Origin of the sequence: Methylocystis rosea (assembly GCF_003855495.1) — a bacterium.
Classification (GTDB): Bacteria; Pseudomonadota; Alphaproteobacteria; order Rhizobiales; family Beijerinckiaceae; genus Methylocystis; species Methylocystis rosea_A.
Genome location: NZ_CP034086.1, coordinates 2,089,109 through 2,106,949, shown reverse-complemented (window position 1 = coordinate 2,106,949; position 17,841 = coordinate 2,089,109). Strand labels below are relative to the sequence as shown.

Annotated in this window: 19 protein-coding genes; 11 read left to right on the top strand and 8 right to left on the bottom strand. The window is 62.0% G+C overall.

Going from position 1 to position 17,841, the window contains the following annotated elements; genetic code table 11:
* Window positions 1–163: 163 nt before the first annotated feature.
* Complete coding sequence (locus EHO51_RS10210; RefSeq protein ID WP_018409014.1) at window positions 164–538, bottom strand: response regulator; 375 nt, start codon at window positions 536–538, stop codon at window positions 164–166.
* 240 nt (window positions 539–778) lie between these two features.
* Between EHO51_RS10210 and EHO51_RS10205 the strand changes: the two genes are divergently transcribed.
* The 3 genes from EHO51_RS10205 to glcF are packed head-to-tail and all read left to right on the top strand — an operon-like array spanning window position 779 to window position 4,807.
* A complete protein-coding gene (locus EHO51_RS10205) occupies window positions 779–2,272 on the top strand; it encodes an FAD-linked oxidase C-terminal domain-containing protein (protein ID WP_124738802.1) in 1,494 nt (497 codons plus the stop codon).
* 2 nt (window positions 2,273–2,274) lie between these two features.
* Window positions 2,275–3,489, top strand: coding sequence for a glycolate oxidase subunit GlcE (gene glcE, locus EHO51_RS10200; RefSeq protein WP_124738801.1), 1,215 nt, complete (start codon window positions 2,275–2,277; stop codon window positions 3,487–3,489).
* 4 nt (window positions 3,490–3,493) lie between these two features.
* A complete protein-coding gene (glcF, locus tag EHO51_RS10195) occupies window positions 3,494–4,807 on the top strand; it encodes a glycolate oxidase subunit GlcF (protein WP_124738800.1) in 1,314 nt (437 codons plus the stop codon).
* Window positions 4,808–4,969: 162 nt separating this feature from the next.
* On the opposite strand, the gene trpS is transcribed toward glcF, so the two are convergent.
* The 4 genes from trpS to EHO51_RS10175 form a co-directional block, all read right to left on the bottom strand.
* On the bottom strand, window positions 4,970–6,004 hold the full coding sequence (trpS, locus tag EHO51_RS10190; protein ID WP_124738799.1) for a tryptophan--tRNA ligase: 1,035 nt from the start codon (window positions 6,002–6,004) through the stop codon (window positions 4,970–4,972).
* A 225-nt stretch (window positions 6,005–6,229) separates the two neighbouring features.
* Window positions 6,230–7,534, bottom strand: coding sequence for an ATP-dependent protease ATPase subunit HslU (hslU, locus tag EHO51_RS10185; protein ID WP_124738798.1), 1,305 nt, complete (start codon window positions 7,532–7,534; stop codon window positions 6,230–6,232).
* A gap of 96 nt (window positions 7,535–7,630) precedes the next feature.
* Window positions 7,631–8,194, bottom strand: coding sequence for an ATP-dependent protease subunit HslV (gene hslV, locus EHO51_RS10180; protein WP_026223084.1), 564 nt, complete (start codon window positions 8,192–8,194; stop codon window positions 7,631–7,633).
* A gap of 119 nt (window positions 8,195–8,313) precedes the next feature.
* Window positions 8,314–9,000 carry a hypothetical protein gene (locus tag EHO51_RS10175; protein WP_124738797.1) on the bottom strand — a complete coding sequence of 229 codons (687 nt, stop codon included), beginning with the start codon at window positions 8,998–9,000 and terminating at the stop codon, window positions 8,314–8,316.
* 369 nt (window positions 9,001–9,369) lie between these two features.
* Here EHO51_RS10175 and hisB point away from each other — a divergent pair, with 369 nt between their 5' ends.
* The 8 genes from hisB (at window position 9,370) to EHO51_RS10135 (ending at window position 15,722) form a co-directional block, all read left to right on the top strand.
* Window positions 9,370–9,966, top strand: coding sequence for an imidazoleglycerol-phosphate dehydratase HisB (hisB, locus tag EHO51_RS10170; RefSeq protein ID WP_124738796.1), 597 nt, complete (start codon window positions 9,370–9,372; stop codon window positions 9,964–9,966).
* A 34-nt stretch (window positions 9,967–10,000) separates the two neighbouring features.
* A complete protein-coding gene (locus EHO51_RS10165; protein WP_124738795.1) occupies window positions 10,001–10,426 on the top strand; it encodes a DUF2628 domain-containing protein in 426 nt (141 codons plus the stop codon).
* Window positions 10,423–11,073, top strand: coding sequence for an imidazole glycerol phosphate synthase subunit HisH (gene hisH, locus EHO51_RS10160; RefSeq protein ID WP_124738794.1), 651 nt, complete (start codon window positions 10,423–10,425; stop codon window positions 11,071–11,073). Before EHO51_RS10165 ends, hisH begins: the two co-directional genes overlap by 4 nt.
* On the top strand, window positions 11,070–11,816 hold the full coding sequence (gene hisA, locus EHO51_RS10155; protein WP_124738793.1) for a 1-(5-phosphoribosyl)-5-[(5-phosphoribosylamino)methylideneamino]imidazole-4-carboxamide isomerase: 747 nt from the start codon (window positions 11,070–11,072) through the stop codon (window positions 11,814–11,816). Before hisH ends, hisA begins: the two co-directional genes overlap by 4 nt.
* A complete protein-coding gene (gene hisF, locus EHO51_RS10150) occupies window positions 11,816–12,595 on the top strand; it encodes an imidazole glycerol phosphate synthase subunit HisF (RefSeq protein ID WP_124738792.1) in 780 nt (259 codons plus the stop codon). Before hisA ends, hisF begins: the two co-directional genes overlap by 1 nt.
* 172 nt (window positions 12,596–12,767) lie before the next feature.
* On the top strand, window positions 12,768–13,091 hold the full coding sequence (locus tag EHO51_RS10145; protein ID WP_124738791.1) for a phosphoribosyl-ATP diphosphatase: 324 nt from the start codon (window positions 12,768–12,770) through the stop codon (window positions 13,089–13,091).
* Window positions 13,088–14,050 carry a type I pantothenate kinase gene (gene coaA, locus EHO51_RS10140; protein ID WP_124738790.1) on the top strand — a complete coding sequence of 321 codons (963 nt, stop codon included), beginning with the start codon at window positions 13,088–13,090 and terminating at the stop codon, window positions 14,048–14,050. Before EHO51_RS10145 ends, coaA begins: the two co-directional genes overlap by 4 nt.
* Window positions 14,051–14,111: 61 nt before the next feature.
* Complete coding sequence (locus EHO51_RS10135) at window positions 14,112–15,722, top strand: Na+/H+ antiporter (RefSeq protein WP_124738789.1); 1,611 nt, start codon at window positions 14,112–14,114, stop codon at window positions 15,720–15,722.
* A 90-nt stretch (window positions 15,723–15,812) separates the two neighbouring features.
* On the opposite strand, the gene EHO51_RS10130 is transcribed toward EHO51_RS10135, so the two are convergent.
* From EHO51_RS10130 to EHO51_RS10120, 3 genes are read right to left on the bottom strand one after another with little or no spacing between them, the layout of a single operon-like run.
* Window positions 15,813–16,559 carry a hypothetical protein gene (locus EHO51_RS10130; RefSeq protein ID WP_124738788.1) on the bottom strand — a complete coding sequence of 249 codons (747 nt, stop codon included), beginning with the start codon at window positions 16,557–16,559 and terminating at the stop codon, window positions 15,813–15,815.
* A complete protein-coding gene (locus EHO51_RS10125) occupies window positions 16,556–16,939 on the bottom strand; it encodes a hypothetical protein (RefSeq protein WP_124738787.1) in 384 nt (127 codons plus the stop codon). Before EHO51_RS10125 ends, EHO51_RS10130 begins: the two co-directional genes overlap by 4 nt.
* Window positions 16,936–17,754: a ParA family protein gene (locus EHO51_RS10120; RefSeq protein ID WP_124738786.1), complete on the bottom strand. Its 819-nt coding sequence runs from the start codon at window positions 17,752–17,754 to the stop codon at window positions 16,936–16,938. Before EHO51_RS10120 ends, EHO51_RS10125 begins: the two co-directional genes overlap by 4 nt.
* Window positions 17,755–17,841 lie beyond the last annotated feature (87 nt).

The window sequence follows — 17,841 nt, the reverse complement described above, 5'->3', positions numbered from 1 at the left end:
GGGACCATCGACGGTCTGGCGATGAAGTCGTCTGCGCCCGACTTCAGACTGACGCCGCGGCCGGGCCGATCGAGAGCCGTCATCGTAACGGCGAAGATGCGCGGTGCTTCGCGGACGGATCGTTAACGAGGCGAACGCGCGCGCTCATGTGAACACAGAACTCTCAGCGCTTCTCTGCGAGAAAGGAATTCACGGTTTCCAAGAATTTCGCCACGGAAATGGGTTTCGACAAATAGGCTTCGCAGCCGCCCTGCAGGATCTTTTCCTCGTCGCCCTTCATCGCGAAGGCGGTGATCGCGATGACGGGAATGGCGCGCAGATCATCGTCCTCCTTGAGCATGCGGGTGACTTCCAGACCGCTGATCTCGGGCAGCTGGATGTCCATCAGGATCAGATCTGGCCGGTGGTTGCGCGCGAGGGATATCGCCTCGAAGCCGCTCTTTGTTTGCAGCGTCGCATGGCCGTTGGCTTCCAAGAGATCATTAAAAAGCTTCATATTGAGCTCGTTATCCTCGACGATGAGGATGGTCTTGGTCATTTCCCTTCGGCCCGTGTTTCCGCCTGCGATCGATCTCACCTAGCATAGGCGGATTAATGAAAAGCGCCAGAAATCCGCGCATTTCTAATGGTTGCGCGATCGGGCCATGCTTGCGGGCAATTCGAGGCTCCTCTAAACGGTTTGGACCATAGGGCGCAGCCCGGAGCAAAAGCCATGCTCCGCTTAGGCGAATAGCTGCAGGTTCAGCAGCGCTCTCGCTCGCGTTGGAGGCGCGAGTCCATGACGCTTCTCATGCCGAAGCCCGAGCCGGCGATTATGTCGCGGCGCAATGAACTCATTGCGCGCCTCGCGGCCATACTGCCTCGCGAAAGCCTGATCGTCGACGAGGTCGCGCGTCGCGCCTATGAATGCGACGCGTTCACCATGTATCGGGCGCTGCCGCTCGTCGTCACGCTGCCGGAGAGCGTTGAACAGGTGCGCGCGATCATGGCGCTCGCCGCCGAGATGAACGTCAAGGTCGTGCCCCGCGGCGCCGGCACGTCGCTGTCCGGCGGTTCGATGCCGCTCGAGGACGGCATTCTTCTCGGCATGTCCAAGTTCAACCGAATCCTAGAAATCGACTACGAAAACCGCTGCGCGCGCGTCCAGCCCGGCGTTCAAAATCTCGCGATCTCCAAAGCCGTTGAAGCGCAGGGCTTCTATTATGCGCCGGATCCGTCGTCCCAGATCGCCTGTTCGATCGGCGGCAATGTCGCCGAGAACGCCGGCGGCGTTCACTGTCTGAAATACGGCCTGACGACCAATAACATCCTCGGACTCGACATCGTGCTGATGGGCGGCGAGTTCATCCGGCTCGGCGGCAAGCATCTCGACAGCGAGGGCTACGACCTCATCGGACTGATGACCGGCTCCGAAGGCTTGCTAGGCGTCGTCACGGAGGTGACGGTCCGTCTGCTGCAAAGGCCGCCCGTTGCGCGGGGGCTGCTGCTCGGCTTTGCGAGCGTGGCGGCGGGGGCGCGCTGCGTTGGCGCGATCATTGCGCGCGGCGTCATCCCGGCTGGCCTCGAAATGATGGACAAGGCGACAATCCATGCGGTCGAGCGCTTCCAGCCCTGCGGCTATCCGCTCGACGCCGCAGCGCTCGTCATCGTCGAACTCGACGGGCCGCAGGCCGAAGTGGATCATCTCGTAGGCGTGGTGCAGGATATCGCGCGCGAAGAAGGGGCGACGACGATACGGGCTTCGACAAGCGAGGCCGAGCGGCTGCAATTCTGGGCCGGACGCAAAAACGCCTTTCCGGCGGTGAGCTGCATCGCGCCCGACTATCTTTGCATGGACGGCACGATCCCGCGGGCGCGGCTGCCGGAAGCGCTCGCCGGCATGGATCGGCTCGCCAAGGAGCAAGGATTGGGCGTCGCCAATGTCTTTCACGCCGGCGACGGCAATCTCCACCCGCTCATTCTCTATGACGCGTCGAAAGAGGGCGACATTGAGCGCGCGGAGAAGCTCGGCTTCGACATCTTGCGCCTGTGCGTCTCGCTCGGCGGCGTTCTCACCGGCGAACATGGCGTCGGCGTCGAGAAGCGGGACCTCATGGGCGAGATGTTTACCGAGGTGGATCTCGCGCAGCAGATGCGGCTGAAATGCGCTTTTGACCCGGAGGGCCGGCTCAATCCGGGCAAGGTGTTTCCGACGCTGCATCGCTGCGCTGAACTCGGGATGATGCATGTCTCGGGCGGCAAAGTGCCCTTTCCCAACCTGCCGAGATTTTAGCAATGCAGTCCGCTTGCGCGACGCTGGAAATCCGCGACGAAGCGGACGCCGTTGACGCGATCTGCGCGGCAAAGGCGAGAGGCGACTGCTGCGCGATCGTCGGCGGCGGCTCCAAGTCGGGGCTCGGCCGCTTCGCGCCGCAAGCGCAGGCGCTCTCCACGGCCGCGCTGACCGGCGTGACGCTCTATGAGCCCAATGAACTCGTGCTCTCGGCGCGCGCCGGCGCGCGCCTGAGTGAGATTGAAGCGCTGCTGGACCGGCATGGACAGCAGCTCGCCTTCGAGCCGATGGATTACGGACTGCTGTTTGGCGGAGAAACGGGCGGCGCCACGATCGGGGGCGTGATCGCGGTGAACGCCGCGGGGCCGCGGCGGATCAAGGCGGGCGCGGCGCGCGATCATCTGCTCGGGTTCCGCTGCGTCACCGGTCGCGGCGAGCTGGTGAAATCCGGCGGCCGCGTGATGAAGAACGTCACCGGCTACGATCTCTCCAAGCTTGTCTGCGGCTCCTACGGCACGCTGGCGCTTCTGACGGAGCTGACGCTCAAGGTGCTTCCAAAGCCGCAGACCGAATGCACGCTGCTGGCGATCGGGGCGGACGAGGCGGAGAGCCTCGCGCTGCTGCGCCGCGCCACCGCGACGCCTTGCGAGCCTTCGGCGCTCGCCATGCTGCCGGCCGGCGCCGCATTGGCGCTGGACGCCGATGCGGCCGCCATACGGCTGGAAGGTCCGGCGATTTCCGTAACGGCGCGCCGCGACGATCTCGTCGGGCGACTGGCGCGCGATGGCGTCCGGTTCGAGACGCTCGATGAACACGACTCCGCGGCGTTGTGGCGAGGTCTGCGCGACGCTGCGCCCGTCGCCGCCAAGGTCGGCCAAATCTGGCGTATGTCCGTTGCGCCGAGCGAAGGTTTCGCGGTCGTCGAGCGCATTCGCCGCGCTGGCGCGCCGGTCCTCGCTCATTTCTACGACTGGGCGGGCGGACTGATCTGGCTGCGCCTCGAGAGTGCGCCTGACGCCTATGCCGGCGTCGTGCGCAGCGCGGTGGACGCCAGCGGCGGCCATGCGACGCTCATCCGGGCGAGCGCGGAGACGCGCGCGACGGTCGACGTCTTTCATCCGCAACCGGCGGCGCTCGCCGCGCTGACGCGCCGCGTCAAGGCAAGCTTCGATCCCGCGCATATTTTGGAGCGCGGCCGCATGCGCGCGGAGTTCTAAAGCGATGCAGACGTTCTTCTCGCTGCAGGCGCTCGCCGATCCCGACATGGCGGAATCGGAGAAGATTCTGCGCGCCTGCGTGCACTGCGGATTCTGCTCGGCGACATGTCCGACCTATCTTCTCACCGGCGACGAACTCGACGGGCCGCGGGGCCGCATCTATCTCATCAAGGAGATGTTCGAGAAGGAGCGGCCGGCTGACGCGCGCACGGCTCTTCATATCGATCGTTGTCTGTCTTGTCTTTCCTGCATGACGACGTGTCCTTCGGGCGTGCATTTCATGCATCTCGTCGATCACGCCCGGGCGCATATCGAAAAAACATATGCGCGACCATTCACGGAGCGCGCGATGTGCGGAGCGCTCGCTTTCGTCCTGCCGCGTCCTTCTCTCGCGCGACCGCTGTTTCGCGTCGCAGCCGCGATCCGCCCCTTGGCGCGCTGGCTGCCGCGCCGAATCGCGGCGGCGCTCGCGCTGGCGCCGTCGAGCCTTCCGCCAGCTTCCAGCGTCGACTCTCCGCAAGTCTTTGCCGCGCAAGGCGCGCGCAAGATGCGCGTCGCTCTACTCAATGGCTGCGTTCAGACGGTTGTCGACACGTCGATCAACGAGGCGACCATACGGCTCCTGACGCGCCACGGCGTTGAGGTCGTCGTCGCGAAGGGCGCCGGCTGCTGTGGGGCGCTGCCGCATCATCTGGGAAAGGTCGACGAGTCGCTGCGCTATGCCCGCGCGAACATCGACGCCTGGACGCGCGAAATCGACTCTGGCGGACTGGATCATATCATCGTCAACGCCTCAGGATGCGGCACGAGCGTGAAGGACTATGGGCATATGTTCCGCAACGATCCAACTCTCGCGGATAAAGCCGCGCACATCTCGGCGATGACGAGAGATGTGACGGAGCTGATGACCGAGATCGGCTTTGCGCCGTCGGGCGATGCGCCGAAACTTCGGGTCGCCTACCATTCCGCCTGCTCTCTGCAACATGGGCAGAAGATATCGCAAGAGCCGGTCGCGCTGCTGACCGCCGCGGGCTTTGATGTCGTTCCCGTTCCGGAGGGTCACATCTGCTGCGGTTCGGCGGGAACCTATAATGTGCTGCAGCCGAAGCTGGCCGGTGAGCTGCGGTCGCGAAAAGTCGCAAATATCGAGAGCGTCGCGCCGGACATTGTGGCCGCCGGCAATATCGGCTGCATCGTGCAGATCAGGTCGGGAACGCCCGTCCCTGTCGTCCACACAGTGGAATTGCTCGATTGGGCGAGCGGAGGGCGAAAGCCTGACGCGCTCGCTCGGCGAGAAATTGGAAGCGCTGTCTTCTGACGGGACGGCCCGTGTCATTCCCGACGCGCGCGAAGCGAGCGATCGGGAATCCAGAGCAAGGCCAAAACGCATGGATTGATTCTGGATTCCCGGTCGGACCTTCGGTCCGCCGGGAATGACACGTCATGTGAACTGATCTAACGGATTCCGTGTAGCTGGGGATTAACGCAAAAACCCAACAATATCCTTCACCGCATTCATATTCTCGCGGGCGATGGCGCGGGCGCGTTCGGCGCCGTCGCGCAGCACGCCGTCGACATAGCTCTCATCCTCGCGAATGCGGCGCATTTTGTCGGTGATCGGCGCGAGCTTGGCGACGGCGAGATCGACAAGCGCGCTCTTGAAGCTCGAGAAATTGGCCCCGCCGAACTCGCCGAGCACATCCGCCTTGCTGCGTCCTGAAAGCGCCGCGAAGATGCCGACGAGATTATAGGCCTCGGGGCGCCCTTCGAGTCCTTTTTCCTCGGAAGGCAGCGCATCGGGGTCGGTCTTGGCCTTCCTCACCTTCTGCGCGATCTGATCGGCGTCGTCCGATAGATTGATGCGCGAATAGTCGGAGGCGTCGGATTTCGACATCTTCTTCGTGCCGTCGCGAAGGCTCATCACCCGCGTGGCCGGGCCTGAGATCAGCGGCTCGGGCAGGGGAAAGAACGCCTCGCCAAAACCGTTGCGTGCGATCGATTCCGAGAAATCATTGTTGAACTTCTGCGCGATGTCGCGCGCAAGCTCCAGATGCTGCTTCTGGTCGTCGCCCACAGGCACATGGGTCGCGCGATAGATGAGAATGTCGGCGGCCATCAGCACCGGATAGTCGAGCAGGCCCATGGAGGCGTTCTCGCGATCCTTGCCCGCCTTGTCCTTGAACTGAGTCATGCGGTTGAGCCAACCGATGCGCGCGACGCAATTCAACACCCAGGCGAGCTCGGCGTGCTCCGGCACCTGACTCTGGTTGAAGACGATGTTTTCCTTGGGGTCGATGCCGCAGGCGATGAACGCCGCGGCGATCTCGCGCGTGTTCGCCTTCAGCGCGATTGGGTCCTGCGGCACCGTGATCGCATGCAGGTCGACGACGCAATACATGCAGTCGAAGTTCTTCTGCAGCTCGACGAATTTGACGATCGCGCCGAGATAGTTGCCGAGATGCAGATTGCCGGTGGACTGCACGCCCGAGAAGACGCGCTGAGGAAAGGTGGACATGTGATTGGCCAAGGTTTTGAGTTTGGCCGGTCTTATGGCGAGAAGCGGGGGCTGAGGCAAGCGTGCTGTTTGGGAATAGAATTTGTTAAATGCCCCAGCCCCTCATCTCACTTCTCCCCGCAAGCGGGGAGAAGGGGCGTTAGGCGTTGCGCTGAAGACCCCTCTCCCCGCTTGCGGGGAGAGGTAAGGTGAGGGGCTTGGGCGATGTGCGCTGGCTAAATCGCGTCACAAAATAAACCGGCTCAAATCCCTGTTCCTCGCCAGATCGCCGATATGCTCCTCGACATAGGCGCCATCGATCACGATACTGTCGCCCGCGCGGTCGGACGCCGAGAAACTGATGTCGTCGAGCACGCGCTCCATCACCGTTTGCAGACGCCGCGCGCCGATGTTCTCGACCGAGGTGTTCACCTGCACGGCGACTTTGGCGATCGCATCGACGGCGGACGGCGCGAATTCGAGCGTCATGCCTTCGGTGCCCAGCAGCGCTGAATATTGTTTCGTCAGGCAGGCCTCGGTTTCGGTCAGAATGCGACGGAAGTCGTCTTCGTTGAGCGAGGCGAGTTCGACGCGAATCGGCAGGCGCCCCTGCAGTTCCGGCAGCAGGTCTGAAGGCTTCGCCACATGGAAGGCGCCGGAGGCGATGAACAGCACATGGTCCGTCTTCACCGTTCCATGTTTCGTCGCGACGGTCGTACCCTCGATCAGCGGCAGCAGGTCACGCTGCACGCCTTCGCGCGAGACATCGGCGCCGCCGCGTCCTTCGCGCGCGCAGATCTTATCCATCTCGTCGATGAAGACGATGCCGTTGTTCTCGACCTCGTGGATCGCCTCGCGGACGCTCGCTTCCTGATCGATCAGCTTGTCGCTCTCTTCGGCGATCAGAGGGCCCTGCGCCTCTTTGACCGAGAGTTTGCGCGGCTTGCCGCGCTGCATCGCCTTGCCGAAAATATCGCCGAGCGAAAAGGCGGAGACGCTGGCGCCGGGCATATTCGGCAGTTCGAACATCGGCATCGAGGAGCCCGACTGCGTCAGCTCGACTTCGATTTCCTTATCGTCGAGTTCGCCCGCGCGCAGGCGGCGGCGAAACGTTTCACGCGTGCCGGGCGACGCGGCGGGCCCCACCAGCGCATCGAGCGTGCGCTCTTCGGCCGCTTGCTGCGCGCGCGCCTGCACGTCCTTGCGGCGGCGCTCCTTGACCATCAGGATGGCGACCTCGACCAGATCGCGCACAATCTGTTCGACGTCGCGGCCGACATAGCCGACCTCGGTGAATTTCGTCGCCTCGACTTTGATGAAGGGCGCATTGGCGAGACGCGCCAGACGCCGCGCGATTTCGGTCTTGCCGCAGCCGGTCGGGCCGATCATCAGGATGTTTTTGGGCAGCACCTCTTCGCGCATCTGGCCTTCGAGCTGCAGCCGCCGCCAGCGGTTGCGCAGCGCGATCGCCACCGCGCGCTTGGCGTCGCTTTGCCCAACGATATAACGATCAAGTTCGGAAACGATCTCGCGCGGCGAGAAGTCGGCCATGGTGAGTTCCTTCGGAACGGCAGTAGGCAGGGCGGTAGGCAGTAGACAGACGGCTGTGGAATCTTCGTCATTGCCGACCAACGACTGCCGACCGCCTTAGATCTTTTCCACCACCACATTCTGGTTGGTATAGACGCAAATCTCGGAGGCGATCACCATCGCGCGTCGGGCGATGGTTTCGGCGTCGAGGGACGAATCGAGCAGGGCGCGCCCGGCGGCGAGCGCGAAGTTTCCGCCCGAGCCGATCGCAGCCACCGCGCCCTCGCCGGTGCCTTCCGGCTCAAGCACGTCGCCGGAGCCGGTCAGCACGAGGCCGACGCTCTTGTCAGCGACGAGCATCATCGCCTCCAGGCGCCGCAGATAGCGGTCCATACGCCAGTCTTTGGCGAGTTCGACGCAGGCCCTCATCAATTGTCCGGGATATTGTTCGAGCTTCGATTCGAGCCGTTCGAAGAGCGTGAAGGCGTCGGCGGTGGCGCCGGCGAAACCGGCGATCACGTCGCCCTTGCCAAGACGCCGCACTTTCTTGGCGTTGCCCTTCATGATCGTCTGGCCGAGGCTGACCTGGCCGTCGCCGGCGATCACCGTTTCTCCGGCTTTCTTGACGAGGATGATTGTCGTCGCGTGCATGGCCGCAAAGCGGTGTTGTTCGCTATCCATTCGCCTCATCCAGCCAGAGATGTGAAGCCGATGTAAGGTTTGGCGGCGATTTGAGCAAGGGCGGAGCGGCGACGGGGCAGCCCGCTATTCGCCAGTCGGGCTGCAGTTCACTGCAAGACTCACTCGCGCGGCGCGCCGGCGAGCGGCGCGGGAAAATCCAGGACCTCGCGCGTATAGGTCTCATGCACCTCGGAAAGCGGACGTTGATCGCGCGCATAGACCACGGCCGTGTGCTCGAAGAGGTCGTGCGGAATGGAGAGCGCGCCGTTGGTCTTTTCAGGCGAGGCCGTTGGGACGGTCGAGAGCTCCCAGCCCTCGGGCAAAGGCGACCAGCGCATCTTCATGTCGATGGTGCGACGGAACGGCTGCAGCGGCGCGATGGCCTTGCCGAAGGGCGTTTCGGTCGTCTCCAGCGTGCGGTTCATTTCGTCGGAAAGCCGCCCAGGCACGTACCAATTGTCGGCCTCCGAGAGCACGTGATCGCCGCAGGCGAGCTGCACGCGCCGGTATTTCACCGGCTCCGCGTCGCCGACGTCGAGCCGCCGGCGCGTCTCCGCGCTCGGCTGCTGCTCGATTCCCGCAACGCGGCGGGCGACGATCTTGGGCTCCGCGGACATCTTGTGATCGGCGCACCATTTCTCAAGCGTCGCGGTCGCGCTGCGGCTTGCGAGCAGGGAGGCGTTGAGCGTTTGCATGAGCGCCAGCGCTTCGATGCGCGACACGAAGCCGTCCCGCCAAGGCTCGCCCGTGGCCGGAACAGTCCCTGAGGACGCCACGAGAAGCGCGAAACCGAGCTTAAGTCGCATGTTTAAGTCTCCCTGCGGCGCGGCAGTTCTCGCCACGACTTCGCGATCTATTTCTCCCCAACGGCCGAAGTCGCCGCCGGTGCGGCATTTAGCGTCTTCTTGATGCGTTGTCGCGAAGCTACAAGCGCCTGTCGGCGTCGGACATATTGCCGTGGTTGCGCTTGGGTGAGGAATCAGCGCGAACACACAGACCATTCTCTTCTTTGTTTAGGCCGATTTGCCGTCAAGGAAGAGTGAGTTGGCGCGCATCTCGCTTCTCCTTGACGCCCAAGCAGTTCGGGTGGCGAATCCAAGGCGGAGTTGCTACAAGCTGGCCGCTTGCGGCCAAAGTCGCCGGAAACGCCGGTAGGGTCCAAGAAAAGGCAGGAAATGCGCAGCGCGACGATCGAGCGCAACACCAAGGAAACCAAAATCTCGGTCACCGTCGACCTCGACGGGGACGGCCGCTCGGACATTTCGACCGGCGTGGGGTTTTTCGATCATATGCTCGACCAGATCGCCCGTCATGCGCCGCTGGATCTTGCCGTGCGCGCTGAGGGCGATCTGCACATCGACGGCCATCACACGGTCGAGGACGTCGGCATTGCCGTGGGCCAGGCGGTGGATCGCGCGCTTGGAGACCGCAAGGGCATTTCCCGCTATGGCGACGCGCATGTGCCGCTCGACGAGGCCCTGACCCGCGTCGTCGTGGACGTCTCGGGCCGGCCCTTTCTCGTTTACGACGTCGCCTTTCCGTCGCAGCGGATCGGCGGCTTTGATACCGAGCTGATGCGCGAATTTTTTCAGGCCTTTGCGGTTCACGCCCGCGTCGGGCTGCACATCGAATGCCTGCGCGGCGTCAACAGCCACCATATCGCCGAGAGCGCCTTCAAGGGATTCGCGCGCGCCTTCGGCAAGGCGGTGGCGATCGATCCGCGCCGCACGCAGGGGGAAGCGCCTTCCACCAAGGGAACGCTCACCGCCTGAAAAGAGGCGGGTGACGCCGACGAGGGGACGGCCGATGGCGATATTCACTGTTCATTTTCCGCGAATGGCGCCGGGCCAGCTTCCCGCGCCGGACAAGATCGTCTTCTTGCGCGACGGCTTTTCCTGGCCGGCCTTTATTTTTGGTCCGTTCTGGCTGGCCTGGCGGCGCGCCTGGCTGGTCGCCGTCCTCTGGACGCTGCTTCTTGTCGCCTTGGCGCTTATCGCCTGGCAGCTGCGGGTGTCGCGCGACGCGATGTCCTGGCTGACGTTCGGGCTCGCTGTCTGGCTCGGTTTCGAGGGGGAACGGCTCGTCGGCTGGAATATGGCGCGTCGCGGCTATGTCGAGCAGGATCTCGTCATCGGCGATGACATGGACGAGGCGGAGGCGGCCTACTTTCACCGCCATCGCCTTTCTGAGCCGACCGCGAAAGACGGTGACGCTGGGGAGCCCGCTCCTTGACGACCGCGATCATCGACTATGGGTCGGGCAATCTGCATTCCGCCTTGAAAGCCTTTGAGCGCGCCGCCCGAGAGTCGCAGGCGCGAGGCGACATTTGCGTCACCAGCGACCCTGACGTCGTGCGCGCCGCCGAGCGCGTCGTACTGCCGGGTGTCGGCGCTTTCGCCGATTGTCGCCGCGGGTTGATGGCCATCGAGGGTCTTTACGCCGCCCTGCAAGAGGCGGTCATCGACCGCGGCCGGCCATTCTTAGGGATTTGCGTCGGAATGCAGCTCATGGGCGCGCGCGGCCTTGAACATGGTGAAACGCCGGGCCTCGGCTGGGTTCCGGGAGACGTCGCGGCCATCGAGCCTGCGGATCCTTCGCTGAAAATCCCGCATATGGGCTGGAATACGCTGACGCTGAGCCGCGAACATCCGCTCTTTGCCGGCGTGCCGACGGGAGAGCGTGGATTGCACGCCTATTTCGTGCACTCGTTTCAGCTCGCGCCGACGTCGCCGGCGCACATCCTGGCGACCACCGACTATGGCGCGCCGCTCACCGCGGCCGTGGCGCGCGACAACCTCGTCGGCGTGCAGTTTCATCCCGAAAAAAGCCAGAGGCTGGGCCTAGCGTTGATCGGCAATTTCCTGAGGTGGCGTCCGTGATTCTGTTTCCCGCAATCGATTTGAAGGAAGGTCAGTGCGTGCGCCTCGCGCAGGGCGATATGGACCGCGCGACCGTGTTCAATGACGATCCCGCCGAGCAGGCGCGCGCCTTCCAGCGAGTCGGTTTCGAATATCTGCATGTCGTCGATCTCGACGGCGCCTTCGCCGGCGCGCCGCGCAACGCCCAGGCGGTCGAATCCATTCTCGCCGCGTTGACGATTCCCGTGCAGCTTGGCGGCGGCATTCGCGACATGCGCACGCTGTCCTGCTGGTTGGACAAAGGCGTCGCGCGCGTCATCATCGGCACGGCGGCCGTCAAAGACCCGTCTTTCGTGCGCGAGGCGGCGCGCCTTCACCCGGGCCGCGTGGCGGTCGGTGTCGACGCCAAGAATGGTTTTGTCGCCGTCGACGGCTGGGCGCGCGCCACGCGCATGTCGGCGCTCGATCTTGGCAAGAGCTTCGAAGACGCGGGGGTGAGCGCCATCATCTACACCGACATCTCGCGCGACGGCGTTTTGACCGGGCTTAACATCGAGGCGACCCTGGCGCTCGCCGACGCCTTGACGATACCCGTCATCGCCTCCGGCGGCCTCGCCTCGCTCGCCGACGTGGAGCGCCTGCTGCAGCCCGACTGCCGCAAGCTCGCCGGCGCGATCACCGGACGGGCGCTCTATGACGGGCGGCTCGATCCGGCGCAGGCGCTGGCGATGATCCGCGCGCGCGCCGCGACCGAGAACGCGTGATGCTGAAGGCGCGCGTCATTCCCTGCCTGGACGTGAAAGGCGGACGCGTCGTCAAAGGCGTCAATTTCGTCGATCTGCGCGACGCCGGCGATCCGGTCGAATGCGCCATCGCCTATGACGCCGCCGGCGCCGACGAACTCTGCTTTCTCGACATCACCGCAAGCCATGAAGACCGCGGCATACTGCTCGACGTCGTGCAGCGCACGGCGGAAGCCTGCTTCATGCCGCTGACCGTCGGCGGCGGCGTGCGCACGCTGGATGACATCCGCAATCTGCTGCTCGCGGGCGCCGACAAGGTCTCGATTAATTCCGCCGCCGTCGCCAATCCCGGCTTCGTTCGCGAAGCATCGGAAAAATTTGGCGCGCAATGCATCGTTGTGGCCATTGACGCCAAGCGCGCAGCCGAGGGACGCTGGGAAATCTTCACCCATGGCGGACGCCGCGCAACGGGGATCGACGCGGTGCAATTTGCACGCGACGTCAGCGAACTCGGCGCAGGCGAAATCCTGCTGACCTCGATGGACCGCGACGGCACAAAGAGCGGCTTCGACATCGCGCTGACGCGGGCCGTCGCCGACGCGGTGCAGGTGCCGGTCATCGCCTCGGGCGGCGTCGGAACGCTCGACCATCTCGTCGCCGGCGTCAAGGAAGGCCATGCGAGCGCCGTGCTCGCCGCTTCGATTTTCCATTTCGGCGAATATTCGATCCCGCAGGCGAAGCTTCACATGGCGGCTGCGGGGCTGCCGATGCGCCTCGACGGCCTGGAGGCGGGGAGATGACGGCAAAATCCAGTTGCAGCGCAGGGGCGATGACCCCCTCCCTGTCCCTCCCCCGCTTCGCTTGGCTCGCGGGAGAGGGGACGCTAACGATCGGCGATAGCGAAATCCCGACGAAGCGCGGAATCTGCTCCCTCTCCCGCGCAGCGGGGGAGGGTTGGGGAGGGGGTCTGTCATGAGTTTCACGCTCGACGATCTCGCCGCGCTCATCAAAGCGCGGCGCAACGACAGCGCCTCGACCTCCTATACGAAAACCCTGCTCGACGCCGGAATGGCGCGCATCGCCAAGAAGTTCGGCGAAGAGGCGGTCGAAACGGTGATCGCGGCGATAGAAGGCGACCGAAGCGCGCTCGTCAATGAAGCCGCCGATACGCTCTATCATCTTCTCGTCATGCTCGAAGCGCGGGACATTTCGCTCGACGACGTGTTGCGCGAACTGGAGCGGCGCACGAATCAGTCCGGGCTCGCAGAGAAAGCCGCGCGCGGAGCAAAGGAATGACCGTGGCGGAGCTCGTCCCCAACAACGAGGCTCTTTCCCCCTACCGGCATTTTACGCGCGCCGAATGGGCGTCGCTGCGCGCCGATACGCCGCTGACGCTGACGCTCGATGATCTCGTCCGACTGAAATCGCTCAACGATCCGATCTCGCTCGAAGAGGTAATTGAGATCTATCTGCCGCTCTCGCGCCTGCTCGCGCTTTACGTCGCGGCGACGCAGGGCCTCTTCAAGGCGACGCAGCGCTTTCTCGGCGCCGAGGACGGCAAGGTTCCTTACATTATCGGCGTCGCAGGCTCCGTCGCCGTGGGAAAATCCACGACGGCGCGCGTGCTGCGCGCCCTGTTGTCGCGCTGGCCGAATACGCCGAAAGTGGAGCTCATCACCACCGACGGATTTCTCTTGCCCAACAGAATCCTTGAAGCCGAAAAGCTGATGGACAAGAAGGGCTTTCCGGAAAGCTACGACAATAAATCGCTGCTGCGATTTCTCTCCGATGTGAAGGCGGGGAGGCGCAATGTCTGCGCGCCGGTCTATTCGCATATGACCTATGACGTCGTCGAGGGCGAAGCGAGCTGCGTCGATCGTCCCGACATTCTCATCGTCGAAGGCGTCAACGTCTTGCTTGCGCCGCGCATGCGCGACGGCCGCGAAATTCCCTTCGTCTCCGACTTCTTCGATTTCTCGGTCTATCTCGACGCGCCCGAAGACGTGCTGGAGCGATGGTATGTGGAGCGCTTTCGGCGACTTCAGCAGACGGCGTTCCGTGATCCCAAGTCCTACTTCCGCGTCTATGCCGATCTCGACGCAGAGGAGACGACGCGCGTCGCGAAAGACATATGGACGCGCATCAACCTCGAGAATCTGCGCCAGAACATCGCCCCGACCCGCCCGCGCGCGAGTTTGATCCTCACCAAGGACGCCGATCACAGGATCGAGGAAGTGTCGCTGCGCAAATTATAAGCTTCGCTTCGGCCGCGACGCGGAGTTCGCTTGCGCGAGGCGCGGCTTATAGGGTGGGCGCATGATCGCGGGTCTCCAAACGCTTGTCTTTCTTCTCGCGGCGGTGGCGTTCGTCGCCTTCATCGCGTCGCGCTCCGGCGCCGCCGCGCCAATCCTGCTCGTCGCGGCCGGCGTGCTGATCGCCGTTGCCCCGGGCGTGCCCACCCTTGTGCTCGAGCCGCAGTTCGTGCTGCTGCTCGTGCTGCCGCCGGTGATCTACATCTCCGCGGTCAATATGAGCTGGCGGGAGTTCAAATTTAATCTGCGGCCGATCCTTCTGCTCGCCGTCGGCTGCGTCGTCTTCACCACCATTTCCGTTTCACTCGCGACGAAATGGCTGCTCGGCTGGCCACTGGCCGTCGGTTTCGTGCTCGGCGCGATCGTGTCGCCGCCCGACGCCGTCGCGCCGCTCGCCATTGCGCGACGCATGCAGTTGCCGCGGCGCATCTCGGTCATTTTGGAGGGAGAGGGTCTCGCCAACGACGCCACCGCGCTTGTCCTTTATCGCTTCGCGGTGGCGGCGGTCAGCGTCGGCTCCTTTTCGCTGGCGCAAGGAGGCGAGACGTTCACGGCGATTATCGCCGGCGAAATCGTGTGGGGCATCGGCGTCGGCTGGACGATGCTGCGGCTGCGTCGCTTCATGCGCGATCCGCGCATTGAAATCACTCTCTCGCTGATCACCCCGTTCTTGGCCTATTGGCCGCCTGAACATCTCGGCGGCTCGGGCGTCATCGCGACGGTCGCCACCGGCCTTTATATCAGCTGGAATGGCCCCAGATTGATCAGCGCCGCGACGCGTCTGCAAGGCGTGTTCTTCTGGGATTTCTTCCTTTTTCTGATCGAAGGCCTGGTTTTTCTCTTCACCGGTCTACAGGCGCAGGCGCTTTTTGCGCGAATCCAAGACCATTCCCTGTACGAACTGACGACGTCCGCCGCGATCGTTTCGCTTGTCGTAATCGCGGCGCGGTTCGTGTGGACGTTTCCAATCACCTACCTGCCGCGCTGGCTCATTCCGCCGCTGGCGCGACGCGATCCATCGCCGCCGTGGCAGTGGCCGTTCATCATTTCCTTCACTGGCGTGCGCGGGATCGTCTCGCTCGCCGCGGCGCTGGCGATCCCGCTCGCCACAGCGGACGGCGCGCCGTTTCCCTATCGCGACTCGATCTTTTTTCTCACCTTCTGCGTCGTGATGGTGACGCTCGTCTTCCAGGGGTCGGCGTTGCCCTGGATCATTCGCAAACTCGGCCTCGTCAAAACCGGCATGAGGGAACGCGTCCTCGACCGCGCTGAAGAGCTGCGCGCCCGCCACGCCGCGATCGAGGCGTCGAGCGCAAAACTCGCGCGTTTTGGCGTGGAAAATGACGTCCCGGAAGAAGCGATGAACTCGCTTCTCGCGCAACAGGACTATTTTCTGTCGCGCGTCCGCATGAAATGCGAGGCAAGTGAAGAACGCCGTGCGCTGACTGCGCTGCATGACGAGATCGACCTGCAGCTCATCGCCGAGGAGCGCAATCTGATCAACGGCATGCTGCGGGAAGGCGAACTCACCGACGAGGCGCGCCGCCGCATCGAGCGGGAGCTCGATTTGCGCGAGGCGGATGTGCTGAATCGGAAGAAAGAGCGGCTGGGGTAGAGCGCGAGAAACCCTCTCCCAAGGGAGAGGGTGGCTGCGCAGCAACCGGGTGAGGGGACGTAGGTCCGATCACACAGATCGAAGTTACACTTATGATTTAGAGATCGATATGTTGAACTCTTTTTTTAACAGTTTGCGCTTCGCTGGAGTCACTGCATACGATAATATGTCACGCAGTTGAGGAAGGAGGGTTCCTTGAAGCCTATCAGCAAAAAGGCAAACGAGTAGTAGTGAAATACCTTCGATAACTTTTCGCTCCCGTGTTGCCCACATACCAAGGCGGTCAGATTCTGTGCTCCAAATTAAGATCTTGGAAGCAACGTCAGTCATACGGAAAATGGTTGCCGACGCATGAACTGCTTTTGACAGCGTGGCGTATTCACTCTCGATTAACTCTAGTCCTGTGATTTTAGCATCTGAGCTTGATACAATTGGATGCTGCTGGGCGTAACGCATCAACTCGCTGAAGCCCTTACGAAATTTTCCAGCCTGCCATAGTTGCAGCTCGATCGGATGATCCTTGTAATAAATCGTTGAGAGCGTGTTTTCCAAGCAACTGCGCAAAGATTGCAGCGCTGGACGCCACGCTCCCATGGATGCGCTTACGTGTGACGCAACCGCATCATTGTGCGCTTCGAGAAAAAAGGCCGAACTATCTGGACTGCAGTGCGGCTCGATAAGTTGCACCTTTAACGCTTGTAAACAGCAGAGCCTGCGGTAACTCTCAAGGTAGTGTTTCTCTTTTGCTAAATCATTCCAGTTCTTGGTTGCTTGTTGTGTCCAATCCTCGCGGAAACTACGATAATTGGCTTCCAATTCAGTTTCGAGCAAATTCATTCTTGGCTCAAAAGAAACTGCAGAGCTTTCATCAGCTCGGGCGACGTTTCAGAGCGAGAGCGCTGAGCAACCTTACTCAGACGTTCTCTGGCCTCTGGGTTCTGTTCGAGGTGTTTCAGAAGTTTGCCCAAAATATCGCGCGAAGCGTCGCGAAGTCGAACTTCGATCGGAAAATTATGCTCCTTTATAAAAGTTGTCCATTGCCGCTTATCGATTTCTGAAAGTCGCACAAGCGTGCTTAATGCAACAGGAATGCTAGCGGGATCGAGCTGAGGAGGCTTGGCAATTGAGCTTGCGAAATCGTCGAGATCTCGGTTAGGCGCATTTCGAAGCGCTTGTGCCAGGACCATCAAAATTTTTGCCGCGTCGTGAGTTTTCATGCCGTTAAACCCACTTCAGCCAGTATTTCCCCGCCAAGCCGGGTGAACTCCTTCACAGCTTCGATATCTTGCATACTAAAAATGGGTAAATTTTTTGCAGCTGATTCACTGACAGACGACCGTTCACGGATTTCGGTATCAAAAACCTTGGTGCCGAACGTTTTTCTCAGTGATTCGATAGTTTGGGCCCTAAAATACGAAGGGCGCCCAACGCGAGACATTATTATGCCCGCGTGCTCAATCGGGGAATCGAGCTCATCAGAAAATTTCTTAACGCGCGTGAGCAGCAGCGCGATCCCTAAGCTAGAAAGAAAATCGGGTGAAACTGGGACTATATAATGAGTGCTTAGTGCGAGTGCATTCTGAGTTGGAATTGTTAAATTGGGAGGACAATCGCAGATGATTACGTCGTAGTCAGAGACGACGTCCTTAAGTGCTCGCTTTAATTTGGTTTCTCGTGCAACTTCCGAGCCAATGTCAAGGTCAATAGTGAATAGGTCCAAGTGGGAGGGTAGCAGATCCACGTTATTGAAAACACTTCCTTTTATAACTTCTGCTGCGCTCTTAGATTTTCCCTCGGCGCTCGTATGTTGTCTTACTCCAAGCAGATTTGCCACAGTTCCACGCTCTGCTGCATGTTTCTGCCAATCCTCAGGAGAAATGCAAGAAAACGTGGCGTTTGTCTGTGGGTCCAAATCTATGAGGAGCGTTTTCTTCTTCTTAATTCCGCAGTAGGCAGCTAGGTTTACTGCAATTGCGGTTTTTCCTACTCCGCCCTTCAGGTTGACGCAGGAAATTATAACCGGATTATTCATAATACCTCAGAAGAATCTTGAAAGGTGCTTTATCCCTAACATGCACTCGCATTACTCGCAACGAGAAGGCGCGCCATTCGCATGGTA